Below are 13,167 nucleotides of genomic sequence, written 5' to 3' on the forward strand. Positions count from 1 at the left end.
CCGTCTTACCGATATCACAAGACCCGATCAGCGTTCCGGGATCGCGCAATGCAGGCTGCCGAGCAGGGTGCGGAGTTTGGCGGTGGTCTCGTCGAGTTCGGCGTGTGGATCGGAGGCGGCGAGGATGCCGCCGCCCGCGAAGGCGCGCACCGAGCGGCCGTCGGCCGAGAGTTCCGCACAGCGGATCGAGACAACCCACTCGCCGTCGCCGTTCTCGTCGCACCAGCCCACCGCGCCGCCGTAGAAGCCGCGGTCCTCTTCCCGCTGGGCGATCGTGTCGAGCGCCAGGTCGGTCGGCGTCCCGCACACCGCTGGTGTGGGGTGCAGCAGCAGCGCCAGGTCCAGGGCGGTGGTCGCGGGGTCGCGGAGCCGGCCGGTGATCGGCGTGGCGAGGTGCCAGACCTCGTGGGTGTTGATCAGCTCTGGGCCGTCGGGGATGCTCAGTTGCGTGCAAACCGGGGTGAGTACCTCCCGGATCCAGTCGACGACGAAGGCATGCTCGTCACGATTCTTGTTGCTGGCCAGCAATTCTCGTGCCTGCGCCGCGTCCGCCTCTGGATCTGCCAGCCGTGGCAGTGTGCCCGCGAGCGGCCGCAGCGTGACGGTATCGCCGTGCCGCGCGACCAGCACCTCCGGCGTCGCGCCGACCAGCGTCATGCCCGCTCGTCCCGCGGGTGTCAGGTCGACCGCGAACACATTGGCGTGCGGATGCCTGGTGAGCAGATGCCCGGCCACCACCTCCGGATCCAGCGCGTCTTGTGCCTCGGCCAGCACCGATCTGGCGGCGACGACCTTGCGCAGCCGCTGCCCCGGATCCTGCAACTGCTCGATCAGCTTCGTCACCCGCGCGACATGCTCTGCCGGACTGGGGATCTCGGTAACCACAGCCACCGCGGGCAGCTCGGGCAAGGCGGCGGGCCGCCATGGCCCCGCGGTGTGCTGCGCCCGTTCCGGCACGCTCAACGCGGCCGGCCGCCGCGGATCGAATGGCAGCGCGCCCACCACCAGCTTCGCGGTGCCGTCGCGCAATGCCGCCACCGCTCGCGCGGCCTCGTCGAACGCGATCCGCCTACCGGACGCGCGAACAACACCACTTGGCTGAGCGAGCAGAAAACCGTCCATGATCCCTCGACCCTAATCGCACTGCCGGAGGGAGTCCGTCGCCAGTCGCGCCGGGCCGGGCGACGATGAGGCAGCCGCCCGACCCCGCCACCCCGCACTCACCCATCAGCGACCCAGATCTCACCGCTGCGGTCGCGCCCGCTGTGGCAGTGGCGCATGGTCGCGGCGACATGCCGCGGAGTCTCCTGCGTGGGTGCCACTCGTCGGGCTAGCGGCGGGGCTCCTTGCCCGGCGGCACCATGAGGACGGGGCGATGGCAGTGCTTGAGGACGGCGTCGGCGACGCTGCTGTGCAGCAGCGCGCGGATGCCGGTGGCGCCACGAGTGCCTGCGACGATGATGTCGACGTCGAGGTCGTCGGCGCATTCGACAATGGCGTTCCAGATCGTTGTGGTGCATTCGGCGGTGCGCGCCTCGGCATTCAGGCCGGCGAGCTTGGCCAGCCGGACGCCCTCGGTGTTCACGTTGCGGGCGTCGACGTAGGCGATGTCCTCGACCTCTTCGTCGGGCACCCATTCCGGCTGCATCACTCCGGACAGGCCCGACAGGCGCGCGGCTTGGCGCACCATCGGTTCCCAGGCGGTCAGCACCACGGCTCGGTTCGCGGAAAGGAACCGTCCGGCGTATTCGATGGCCCGCTTGGCATTCTCGGAGCCGTCATAAGCGATGAGCATCAGATCGCAGGGCACGATGACCTCCTGGTCGGAGTCACATGGCTACGCAATCAGGTTACTCCGGGAGCTCATTGTGGCGGCCGCGCCGCGCACGGACAATCGGCCGCACGACATGGGTGAATGGTCGATGTAGGCGTGTGTCCGGGGCCCCGATCGCCGGAATGCTGTTCGGGGCCAAGTGAATCCCCGCACCGGGCCGACCAGCTGCGCGGTCGGTCGCCCGACACCGCGGCTGGTCACCGAAACCCCACTGGGCACGGTAGAACGCTCGTCCGCTACGGCAGGTCGCACCCAGGCGCACCAGGGTCGAGCGCGGCGATTACCGTGAGTACTCATGCGGAAGACGCCTCTCGTCCTGCTCGCTATCCTCGCCGCCGTCGCGACCTCGTGCTCGAGCGGTGACACCACTACCGCCACGACAACCTCGCAGGCGCAGCCGACCGGCGCGTCGCCGGGGTCCGCGTCGGGGTCCGAGCCAGGGGCGCCCGGCACCGCATCGGCGAAACCGGATTGCGCGGCCGACTATCTCGCGCGATTCACGCAGCGAGAGAAGCTGGCACAGCTGTTGACCGTCGGGGTCACCGGCGCCGCCGACGCCACGAATGTGGTCCGCACCGAACAGGTGGGCGGCATCTTCGTCGGCGGCTGGACGGAGCAGGCACTGCTGGCCGACGGTCAGATCGGCCAGGTCACGGCCGCGGCCAAGGTCCCGTTGATGGTGACCATCGATGAGGAGGGCGGCCGCGTCTCCCGAGTCAAGGACTTGATCGGCGCCGTGCCGTCGGCGCGGGTGACCGCGCAGACCATGACGCCCGAACAGTTCCACGACGCCACGCTGACCAGGGGCAAGGCGCTCAAGGACCTCGGTGTGACGGTGGATTTCGCCCCCGACGTCGACGTGAGCAGCCAGCCCGATGATTCCGTCATCGGTGACCGTTCGTTCTCCGACGATCCCGCCGTGGTGACCCGCTACGCGGACGCCTACATCCGCGCCATGCGCGAGGTCGGCGTCGGCACGGTGATCAAGCACTTCCCGGGCCACGGCTCCGGCTCCGGTGACTCCCACACCGGCGCGGTTCGCACCCCGCCGCTGGACCAACTGCAGACCGTCGACCTCGCTCCGTTCCGCGCCCTGATCAACTCCGGCTCGGGGGTCATGGTCGGTCACCTCGACGTGCCAGGCCTCACCACCCCCGGTATCCCCGCCAGCATCAGTCCCGAGGTCATGTCGCTGCTGCGGAACGGCACCGGATACGGCGCCGCGCCTTTCCAGGGCGTCATCTTCACCGACGATCTCGGCGGCATGGCCGCGATCACCAGCCGGATGAGTATCGAAGAGGCGGTCGAGGCGGCGCTGGTCGCGGGCGCCGACAACGCCCTGTGGATAACCACCGACGCGGTACCGCAGGTGCTCGACCGGCTCGAGGAGGCGGTGTCGAGCGGTCGCCTGCCCGCCGCCCGCGTCGATGCCTCTGTGCTGCGTGTTGCCCGCTACAAGGGTGCGCTGACCTGTTGAGCTGACGCTCAACCTGTGTTGTCCGCCGCCGCCTGCGCAGTGATCCGTCGGCGCGTGTGCGTGGAGCGCGAGCTCGATCCGCCACGCCCCGGAGTTCCCGGAGATGTACAGAGTCAGGTGACGGGACGCGCCGAGTCCGGCATGATCACCGGGCCGATCAACTCCGGGTCGGCGGATCGCCCCGGCGTTGTGACATCTCATCACCGCGATATCGGGCGACTGGTGAGCAAATCCAACCCACGGAACTTACCTTGGAGTAATATAGGAACTTCACCATGTGGTAGGAGAGTGGATGGCTGGCGGGACGAAGCGACTTCCTCGGGCGGTTCGTGAGCAGCAGATGCTCGACGCCGCGGTCGAGGTGTTCTCGCGCAAAGGCTTCCACGACACCTCGATGGATGCGATCGCCGCCGAGGCGAAGATCTCCAAGCCGATGCTGTATCTCTACTACGGCTCCAAGGACGAGCTGTTCCGCGCCTGCATCCAGCGCGAGGGGCTGCGATTCATCGAGTCGGTGGCACCGGCGGGCAATCCGCAGTTGTCCCCGCACGAGCAGGTCCGTACGGCGCTGGAGGGCTTCCTCGGTTTCGTCGACAGCAACCGTCGCTCCTGGCAGGTCCTCTACCGCCAGGCGATCGGGCAGCAAGCCTTCGCCTCGGAGATCGAGAACGCCCGCGAGCGCGTCATCGAGCTCACCGCCAAACTGCTCGAGTCCAGCGCCAAGCATGCCGAGCCGGGCACCAACTTCGACGTGGTGGCCGTAGCGGTCATCGGCGCGGGCGAAGCGATCGCCGACCGCGTTGCCACCGGACGGATCGAAGTCGGCGAAGCCGTCGATCTCCTCGACGACCTCGCCTGGCGCGGCCTGGCGGGCCGCAAGAAGGCCGAGTAGCCCCATTGGCGCGATGATCGCCGCTCGGCTTGCCACGTCGTCGACGGGCTGACAGAGTGCGTGAGTTCATCGAGTAAGGACCGGCTGATTCGGTGGCAGCCGGGGAGGGACGGGGCGGAATTGTTCGGGATGTTGCGGCCATGTTCGCATGGCGCGGAGAAATACGGCATCGACGCGACGGAGTGGCGCACCCATATGTGTGGGCTATGTCTGGGATTACGCGACGGGCACGGGCAGTTGGCGCGGACGGCGACCAATACCGATGCGATCGTGCTGAGCGTGCTGACCGAGGCCCAGCTCGCCGGGCCGATGGCGCGGACCGTCGCGGGGCCGTGCGCGTTGCGCGGGATGCAGCGGGCCACGGTTGCCGCCGCCGACTCGCCGGGCGTGCTATTGGCATCGACGGCGTCACTGTTGCTGGGCGCGGCCAAGATTCGCGATCATGTCGAGGACGGTGACAGTTCGGCGCTGACCAGACGGCCGATGACCAAGGTTTCCGACCGCTGGGCCGAGCGGGCGCGTTCGCAGGCGGGCCGGATCGGGCTGAACGTGGAACCTCTTGTCGTCGCGATAGATTCGCAGTCCGAACTCGAACGACGTGCGGGCGGCGCACAGTCGATGCGCGAACGGCCGACTCTGGAACAGTTGACCGCGCCGACCCAGATCTGTGCCTCGGAATTGTTCGGGCATACCGCGGTACTGGCCGACCGTCCGGAGAACATCGCCGCATTGCGCGAGGCGGGCAGACATTTCGGCCGTATCGCGCATCTCGCCGACGCTGTCGAGGATTTCGAGGCCGACAGCACGCGCGGTCGCTTCAACCCGCTCGCGGCCACCGGAACGACCATGCCGGAGGCCTATGACCTACTGCGGCAATCGGACTCGCAGGTCCGCGCGGCTGTCACCGCGGCCGGGCTGGACCAGGTGCCGACCATTCGCTGGATGCTGCTGGACCCGTTGCACACCCTGGTGCGCAAGGTGGGCCGCGGCGTCGGCGCAACCATCCACGCCTGCAACGCATCCCACGACAAGGTGACCCTGCGGTACCCCGGTCCGCCCAACACCGGGCATCGACCGCCGACGCGCCGCCCTGGGGTAGGCGAAGCTCTCGCCTTGGTCCTCGGTGTCTACTGCACCGGCTACGCCTGCTGCGCCGACCACACCAGCCCGTGCTCCGGTCAGCGCAAAGACGCCTGGATCAAGAATTGCGACTGCTGTAGCTGCTGCGATTGCGGTGACAGCTGTGGCAATTGCTGTGACTGTGGCAATTGCTGTGATTGCGGCTGCGACTGCTGAACACTTCGTCGGCGGCGTGCCGGAAACGCAAGAGCCGCACCCCTATTCGAGGTGCGGCTCTCGCTCCAGCTTTGTTCAGCGCAGTGTGGCAGTCAGGTGCGGGTAACCCTTCTTCGGGTTGAGCAACGCCAGATCCCAGCCACCGTCGACCTGATCCGCGTACACGTTCACCGTGGACGGCAGCAGAATCGGCTTCCCGAACTTGACCGTGTAGGTCGTCTGCTCCGGGATGCGGCCCTCGATATTGCCGAGGATGTTCGCCGCCGACCACATGCCGTGCGCGATCGCCTTCGGGAAGCCGAAAGCCTTGGCGCCCAACGCCGAAGTGTGGATCGGATTGTGATCACCGGATGCGGACGCGTACCGGGTGATCGTCTTCTGATCCACCCGCAGCGTGCGCAGCGGGGGCGGCGGAACCTCGTCCGGCTTCGGCTCCGGCTTGGGTCCGCCCGACAGCGAGGTGCGCTGCTGGTGCAGGAAGGTGGTGACCTGACGCCACACCAGCTCCCTGCCGACGTTGACCTCGGTCACCGCGTCGACGAGCAGACCCTTCGGGTGCTCGCGCAGGTTCTCGATGTGCGTCGTGAAGTCCAGCGGCTCGCTCACCGAGATCTCGCGGATGCGCTCGATCCGGTTCTGCGCGTGCACCGCACCCACCGCGACGAACGGAAAGTCGCGCGCCACCACCAGCTGCATGGCAAGCGGGAAGCTCAGGATGAACGGGTAGGTCAGCGGCAACGAGTCGTTGAACCGCAGTCCGGTCGCCCGGCAGTACGCGGCGAGATGGTCCGGGTCTACCTTGAAGCCCTCGAGCCGGACGGTCCGATCCGGCAGGGCGGACTTGCGTGCCGAGATCAGCGGCACCGGGACCGCGCCGAGCGCGGCCTTGACGAACAGGCTGCTGTTCTTCGGAGGTTCGGTAAGTGTGATCAACTGCGTCTTCTCCCGCCCTGTTCCCGCCCGTGCCATCATGCTCCGATCAGGCTCTGTCCGCAGACCCGAACCACGTTGCCGCTCACCGCGTTCGACGCCGGGCTCGCGAAGTAGGCGATGGTCTCGGCCACGTCGACGGTCTCGCCGCCCTGCAGCAGCGAGCTCATCAGGCGGCCCGCCTCACGGGTCGCGAGCGGGATGGCCGCGGTCATCGCGGTCTCGATGAAGCCGGGCGCGACCGCGTTGATGGTGATGCCCTTCTCGGCCAGCTTCGGCGCCTCGGCGTTGACCATGCCGATGACACCGGCCTTGGAGGCGCCGTAGTTGGTCTGGCCGCGGTTGCCCGCGATGCCCGCGATGGAGGACACGTCGATCACGCGGCCGCCTTCCTTGAGCGCGCCACGGGCGACCAGGCCCTCGGTAATGCGGTGCGGCGCGGCGAGGTTCACGTTGATGACCGAGTTCCAGCGGCCCTCGTCCATGTTGGCGAGCAGCTTGTCGCGGGTGATGCCCGCGTTGTGCACGACGATGTCGATGCCGCCGAAACGCTCGGTGGCGAATTCGGCCAGCTTTTCCGCGGCGTCGGGCGCGGTCACGTCCAGCGCGAGCGCGGTGCCGCCGACCTTGTTGGCGGTGGCCGAGAGCGCCTCGCCCGCGGCCGGGATGTCGGCGACGATCACGGTGGCGCCGTCACGGGCGAACACCTCGGCGATGGTCGCGCCGATGCCGCGGGCCGCGCCGGTGACAACGGCGACCTTGCCCTCGAGCGGGCGATCCCAGCTGGCGGGTGCGACCGCGTCGTCCTTGCCGACCCGGATGACCTGGCCGTCGACGAACGCCGACTTGGCCGAAAGCAGGAAGCGCAGCGTGGATTCCAGACCGGTCGCGGTCGGGGCCGCCTCCGGGTGCAGGTACACCAGCTGGGCGGTGGCGCCGCGCAGCAGCTCCTTGGCGACGCTGCGGGTGAAGCCCTCCAGCGCGCGCTGGGCGATCTGCTCGTCCACGCTCGCGGTGAGCTCGGGGGTGGTGCCGATCACCACGATGCGGCCCGACGCGGCAACATTGCGCATGGCGGGCTGGAAGAACTCGAACAGCTGCGAAAGGTCCTCGACCGAGCCGATGCCGGTCGCGTCGAAGACCAGCGCGCCGTACTTCGCGCCCTGGCTCGGCGCGTCGGCGAAGGTGTAGTCCGACAGCAGGGTGCGCACCGGCTCTGCGACGCGGCCCTTGCCGCCGAGCAGCACCGGGCCGGGCAGCGGCGGCTCGCCCTTGCTGTAGCGGCGCAGGGTCTGCGGCTGCGGCAGGCCCAGCTTGCTCGCCAGGAACTGTCCGGGGGCGGAGTGTACGAACGATCCGTAGAGGTTGGGAGCACCCTTGCTCTTGTTCGCTGCCACTGTTTCTCCCTTTTCTGTGTCGTGTGTACTCGACTCGCCGGTGGCTGCCGGCCAACCGGGTGCTGCTCGTTCACTGCGCGTCCCCAGGCGAAATTACGCACGTGCACGGGGTGCGGTGTCGACAACAAACTTACTCCAGAGTAAGTTTAAAGTAAACCAACACGACGGGGCGCCGATCCGCACAGAATTTCCGTGCGAGCACCGGGGCGCCGGCCAACCCCCGACGAGACCTGGAGACTCGAGTGACAACCAAAGCCCGTTCGGCGAAGAGCACGGCCAAGAAGGCTCCCCGCCCGGTTGCGATTGTGGGCGGCAACCGGATTCCGTTCGCCCGCTCCGACAAGGCCTACGCCCACGCCTCCAACCAGGACATGTTCACGGCCGCGCTCGACGGCCTTGTCAGCCGGTTCAACCTGCAGGGCGAGCGCCTCGGCATGGTCGTCGGCGGCGCGGTACTCAAGCGCGTCGGCGAGCACGGCATGATCCGCGAGAGCGTGCTCGGCAGCAAGCTCAGCCCCTACACCCCGGCCCACGACCTGCAGCTCGCCTGCGGCACCGGCCTGCAGGCGATCGTCACCGTCGGTGACGCGATCGCGGCCGGTCGGATCGAGGCCGGGGTCGGCGGTGGCACCGACACCACCTCCGATGCTCCGATCGGCGTCAGCGAAGGCATGCGCGAGTGGATGCTCGACGCCAACCGCGCCAAGAGCAACAAGGACCGGCTCAAGCTGGTCGGCCAGCTGCGCCCCGGCATGCTCGGCATCGAGATCCCGCGCAATGCCGAGCCGCGCACCGGGCTGTCCATGGGTGAGCACGCCGCCATCACCGCCAAGGAATTCGGCGTCGCCCGCGAGGCGCAGGACGAGCTGGCCTACCTGTCGCACAAGAACATGGCGGCCGCCTACGACCGTGGCTTCTTCGACGACCTGATCACCCCGTTCCTCGGCCTGACCCGCGACGACAACCTGCGTCCCGGCTCGACCGTCGAGAAGCTGGCCACCCTGAAGCCGGTCTTCGGTGTGAAGGCGGGCGAGGCCACCATGACCGCGGGCAACTCCACCCCGTTGACCGACGGCGCCTCCGCGGTGCTGTTGTCCAGCGACGAATGGGCCGCCGAGCGCAACCTGCTGGTGCTCGCGCACCTGGTGGACAGCGAGGTCGCCGCCGTCGACTACATCCACGGCCCCGACGGCCTGCTGATGGCCCCGACCTACGCGGTGCCCCGCATGCTGGCCCGCAACGGCCTGACCCTGCAGGACTTCGACTACTACGAAATCCACGAGGCCTTCGCCTCCGTGGTGCTCGCGACCATGCAGGCATGGGAGTCCGACGCCTACTGCAAGGAGCGCCTCGGCCTCGACGGCGCGCTCGGCGCGATCGACCGCAGCAAGCTCAATGTCAACGGCTCCTCGCTCGCCGCGGGCCACCCGTTCGCCGCCACCGGCGGCCGCATCGTCGCCTCCACCGCGAAGATGTTGGCGGAGAGGGGATCCGGCCGCGCGCTGATCTCCATCTGCGCGGCAGGCGGCCAGGGCGTCGTAGCCATCCTGGAGCGCTAGCTGTTCCGCCTCTCCGCGTATTCAGGCCGGACTCAGGTGCCGCGACCGTCGCGTTGGCTAGCGGCGGAGAGGTGATGGGTGAGTTCGCCGGTACCCGGCGAGTTACCCATGTGCTGACGAAATCAGTTGTCCTGTAGAGACGGCCGAAAGTGAGCACACGACGAGGGGTATTCGGTCGGTTTCTCGATCGGATACCCCTTGTTGCTGCATCCATGCCGGACTGTCCGGCCGCGGCCTCACTTGCTCTCGAGTTCCCTTCGCCGCCAGCGGAGTTCGCGTTCGACGCGGTGCAGTGGCGATCCTGCGAATGGTAGTTCTGTGTACGAGATTGCCGTGGCGGCACGAAGGGCGAGCTGGCGCGCCGAGGCGGCCGCACGGTCTGGCAGACCGATCTCCGCGGCGAACGCGATCCAGTCTCGCCCACGGAGCTTTCGTGTGCGTCCCGCGATCGGTAGCGCCATCGAATCGTCCTCGTAAATCAGTGTGCTGGGGATGTCGTAGATCGGTGCGACATGCCACCTTCCACCGCGATCTTCGAGAAGGCCGATGTTCTTCGCGTGCAGGTCGCCGTTTCCGGTCAGCCATGCGAAGAGAAACTGTAGATATGCATTTCTGGTCGCGACTAGTGGCGCGTCGGTGAATTGTGCGAGTGCGCTGACGAGGGACACGGCATCGGTCCGATATTTAGCCGCTGGCGGCAGCCCGAGTATTTGGGTCGCGTCCTCGAACGCCAGCCGAAGCCAGGAATCATCGGTGGGTACACGATCGAAGCGACGCACCAGCAAACCCGATTCCCCAGTGCGGTCGGTGACGAGACTTGCCACGGCGACGGGGAGCTTCAACAGCTTTGCGGCTTGCAGGTGTGCCGCCTCATTTTCGACTAGATGTGGATACTCCAGCGGCGAGAGCTTGAGGATGAAGCGGCCGTACTGAGCTGAAAGCGGCACGCTGATCATTGATGCGCTGGCTTTTCGCTGCACCCCGGGTAACGCGTGAGGGTCGACCTTGTCGACAAGTCGGGCGAAGTCGAGGTCGGACGGTGTATCCCCCTCGATCAGGGCCGCAGTTTCGACAAGTGGGCAGTTCGTCGGGACAACTTGCACGTCCCCTGGCGCGTCAACGCCGACGGCGAGCAGCAGGCTGAGCTCATCATCGGCGCTGGTCTTGACTGCGCGTCGAAGTGCTGTCAGGCGATGACCTTCTGGGAGAAGCCCTTCGAAGAATGGGGGTATGGATCCGGCGGCGCAGTAGATGGGCTCCGTGCTCTGTGGCAGCGTCGTCGCGATCGGTGCACCATGTTCCGCCAGATACTCGGGTCGGTAGTGGAATTCGGTGCCGCCATTCGCAGTGCGTGCGAGCGTTGCGGCCAACTGTCCCGCTTTGTACACGTCTGCGCTTTCGACATGTCGAAAGTCTTCGAAGCTGGTCAACTGATGACCCCCAGTGTGAGACCCACGGCGTCCGCCACTGCGGCAACGGTTGCGATGCTTGTCGATCCGCTCCCGTGCTCGATCTCGCGGACCGTCCGAGTCGACGTGCCTGCGAGTTCCGCGAGTTGCTCCTGAGTCAAACGGTGCCGGCGTCTTGCTGTTCGGATCGCCCGCCCGATGCTGATGATCGCTGCCATTCAGCCTCCGATGGCGGCAGGATTCTGCCGATTCTGTCAGTGGTGCGGCCGATCCTACCGGAGGTCGACAGAATTCGGCAGAATCTCGCCGGTTGGAAGCCGAACTGACGATCTGGTGTGAGGAGCTAGTGGAATCGGCAAAATCATGCCGGTTTAGTCGGCGTGCTGGCGCCTCTCGGCGTCTGCCTGCCGGACTTGGGTGCCGCGACAGTGGCGTTGGTCCGTCGGTGTCATGCGAACCCGCTGGTGTCAGCGCACCAGCCTGATGCGGGCGGCGGCGAAGCGGACCAGGCCGGGGGCGAGTCGTCCGACTATGTACTGCAACCGTGCTTCTGGCGTCACCGGTACGACTTGCCGGTCCTTCCGCACCGCTCGCACGATCTGCCTGGCCACTTTCTCCGGCCCGTAGCCGCGCCGTTGATAGAGGCGGTCGTAGCGTTGCTGCCTGCGTGCCTCCTCTTCGGGCGGGACGCCCGACATCCTGGTGTTGCGCACGATATTGGTGTGCACGATGCCGGGGCAGATGGTGCTGACGCCGATGTTGTGCTTCGCCAGTTCGGCGCGCAAGCAGTCGGAGAACATGAAAACCGCTGCCTTGCTTGTGGAATAGGCGCTGAACCCCTGCTGTGGCATGTATCCGGCCATACTGGAGAGGTTCACGATGTGTCCGCCGAGTCCGCGCTCGACCATATGACCGGCGAAAGCGCGGCAGCCGTTGACGACTCCGTTGAGGTTCACATTCAGCACGCGCTGGAAATCCTCGGTGGAGGTGTCCAGGAAGCGTCCGGCCTGGCCGATGCCCGCATTGTTGATCAGCACATCCGGCACGCCGTGCTCGGCGATCACACTCTCGGCGTGCTTGCGCACCGCCGCTTCGTCGGAGACATCCAGTTCATAGGCGTGGCCGCGGCCGTCCGACCGGGAAATCAGCGCGACGGTCGCCTCCGCGGCGGTGATGTCGATATCCGACACCACGATCTCCGCGCCGTCCTCGGCGAAGGCGAGTGCGGTTTCCCGCCCGATCCCGCTGCCGCCACCGGTGATCACCACCAGCTGGTCCTCGAACGGCTTGCGCGGTACACCCATTCGCGTGCGTCGCAAGGTGCGCGACTGCGGCCCGCCTGCCACCGCGTCGATCAATTCGACGGCCGCCGAGGCGAGTAGTCGCGGATGGGAGAACGGCAGCCAATGCCCGCCCTGCAGCACGCGCAACCACACCGCGTCGACCCAGCGGTCCTCATCGGAGTAACTCGACTGCCGTACCGCGGGATCGCGGGTGCCGACAATGATCTGCACCGGAACCGAGGTGTGCTGCGCGCGGGCACCCAGTGGATTGGTGGCCCAGGTCGATCGGTAGATGCGCAGGCCGCTCGCCATGTCCTGCTTGAACGTGGGGGCCAGGTGGATCTGGTCGGGGGCCGCTCCCTCCGCGCGGGAAAGCCAAGTCCGCCAACGCTCTTCGCTCACCCCCGCCGCGATCACCGCTTGCGGAAGCACCGGCAGTGAGAAAACCCCCGAATAGGCGAACGAGCCGAGTTGTGCCAGCGGAAGCGCGATATTGCGCGGCGTCGGCCTGGCCAGCCTGCTGCGTGCCCAGCTCGCGGTGTGCGCAAGGCTGGGGCCGGAGACCGAGGTGAACGACGCGACAAGTCGATGCGCGTCGGGCCGCGCGAGCACCTCCCACATCGCAATGCTGCCCCAGTCGTGCGCGAGCACGTGGACGGGCTCGCCATTGCCGAGCGCCTCGATCACCGCGACGTAGTCCGCCGCGAAATTCGCCACGGAAATGGCCTTGGTGCCCGGCGGGTTGGATGACTCGCCGTGCCCGCGGTTGTCCACGCTCAGCACCCGGAATCGGTCGGTGAGTTCCGGCGCGACGTTGTTCCACAGGTGGTGGGTGTCGGGCCAGCCGTGCAGCAGCAGGACCGTCGGGCCCGCCGGATTGCCCTGCTCGAAGACGGCGATGTCGACGTCGTCGTTGCGCACCACATGTTTCTCGACCATGGAGTAGACCTACCCTTCCGGACCGCCGGCAGCGGATGTCGCCGTCGGATTCATTGTGTCTGAGACGGCGAGTTTCGGGTAGCCCCTCGGTGTCGGCGACGTTGCCGCCGGTCCGGTGTCACGGCCTTGTGAGTTAGGTCATCGGCGCTGA

General features: G+C 67.3%; 11 protein-coding genes. 4 read left to right on the top strand and 7 right to left on the bottom strand.

Annotation, left to right across the window (positions count from 1 at the left end):
- Positions 1–27: 27 nt before the first annotated feature.
- Positions 28–1,122: an isochorismate synthase MenF gene (locus ACFU4Z_RS04060; protein ID WP_379059576.1), complete on the bottom strand. Its 1,095-nt coding sequence runs from the start codon at positions 1,120–1,122 to the stop codon at positions 28–30.
- Positions 1,123–1,330: 208 nt separating this feature from the next.
- Positions 1,331–1,810, bottom strand: a complete 480-nt coding sequence (locus ACFU4Z_RS04065; RefSeq protein ID WP_379059578.1) for a universal stress protein — start codon at positions 1,808–1,810, stop codon at positions 1,331–1,333.
- A 319-nt stretch (positions 1,811–2,129) separates the two neighbouring features.
- Between ACFU4Z_RS04065 and ACFU4Z_RS04070 the strand changes: the two genes are divergently transcribed.
- The 3 genes from ACFU4Z_RS04070 to ACFU4Z_RS04080 all read left to right on the top strand — a co-directional run bounded on the left by ACFU4Z_RS04070 (position 2,130) and on the right by ACFU4Z_RS04080 (position 5,499).
- Entirely contained in the window at positions 2,130–3,311 is a 1,182-nt protein-coding gene (locus ACFU4Z_RS04070; RefSeq protein WP_379059579.1) for a glycoside hydrolase family 3 N-terminal domain-containing protein, read from the top strand.
- A gap of 292 nt (positions 3,312–3,603) precedes the next feature.
- Positions 3,604–4,203 (top strand): TetR/AcrR family transcriptional regulator, encoded by a 600-nt coding sequence (locus ACFU4Z_RS04075; protein WP_379059580.1) that lies wholly within the window; start codon positions 3,604–3,606, stop codon positions 4,201–4,203.
- 60 nt (positions 4,204–4,263) lie between these two features.
- A complete protein-coding gene (locus ACFU4Z_RS04080) occupies positions 4,264–5,499 on the top strand; it encodes a DUF5685 family protein (protein WP_379059581.1) in 1,236 nt (411 codons plus the stop codon).
- A 75-nt stretch (positions 5,500–5,574) separates the two neighbouring features.
- Here ACFU4Z_RS04080 and ACFU4Z_RS04085 read toward each other — a convergent pair whose 3' ends face one another.
- Both ACFU4Z_RS04085 and ACFU4Z_RS04090 read right to left on the bottom strand, forming a co-directional pair.
- Complete coding sequence (locus tag ACFU4Z_RS04085; RefSeq protein WP_379060330.1) at positions 5,575–6,468, bottom strand: MaoC/PaaZ C-terminal domain-containing protein; 894 nt, start codon at positions 6,466–6,468, stop codon at positions 5,575–5,577.
- Positions 6,468–7,826, bottom strand: coding sequence for a 3-oxoacyl-ACP reductase (locus ACFU4Z_RS04090; protein WP_379059582.1), 1,359 nt, complete (start codon positions 7,824–7,826; stop codon positions 6,468–6,470). The genes ACFU4Z_RS04085 and ACFU4Z_RS04090 overlap by 1 nt, the downstream gene beginning before the upstream one ends.
- 242 nt (positions 7,827–8,068) lie before the next feature.
- Here ACFU4Z_RS04090 and ACFU4Z_RS04095 point away from each other — a divergent pair, with 242 nt between their 5' ends.
- Positions 8,069–9,385 carry an acetyl-CoA C-acetyltransferase gene (locus ACFU4Z_RS04095; RefSeq protein ID WP_379059583.1) on the top strand — a complete coding sequence of 439 codons (1,317 nt, stop codon included), beginning with the start codon at positions 8,069–8,071 and terminating at the stop codon, positions 9,383–9,385.
- Positions 9,386–9,621: 236 nt separating this feature from the next.
- On the opposite strand, the gene ACFU4Z_RS04100 is transcribed toward ACFU4Z_RS04095, so the two are convergent.
- The 3 genes from ACFU4Z_RS04100 to ACFU4Z_RS04110 form a co-directional block, all read right to left on the bottom strand.
- A complete protein-coding gene (locus ACFU4Z_RS04100; RefSeq protein ID WP_379059584.1) occupies positions 9,622–10,773 on the bottom strand; it encodes a type II toxin-antitoxin system HipA family toxin in 1,152 nt (383 codons plus the stop codon).
- A 38-nt stretch (positions 10,774–10,811) separates the two neighbouring features.
- Positions 10,812–11,012, bottom strand: coding sequence for a helix-turn-helix transcriptional regulator (locus tag ACFU4Z_RS04105; RefSeq protein ID WP_379059586.1), 201 nt, complete (start codon positions 11,010–11,012; stop codon positions 10,812–10,814).
- Between the two features lie 249 nt (positions 11,013–11,261).
- Positions 11,262–13,016: an SDR family oxidoreductase gene (locus tag ACFU4Z_RS04110; protein WP_379059587.1), complete on the bottom strand. Its 1,755-nt coding sequence runs from the start codon at positions 13,014–13,016 to the stop codon at positions 11,262–11,264.
- Positions 13,017–13,167 lie beyond the last annotated feature (151 nt).

The sequence above is a fragment of the Nocardia sp. NPDC057440 genome (assembly GCF_042802915.1).
Taxonomy (GTDB): domain Bacteria; phylum Actinomycetota; class Actinomycetes; order Mycobacteriales; family Mycobacteriaceae; genus Nocardia.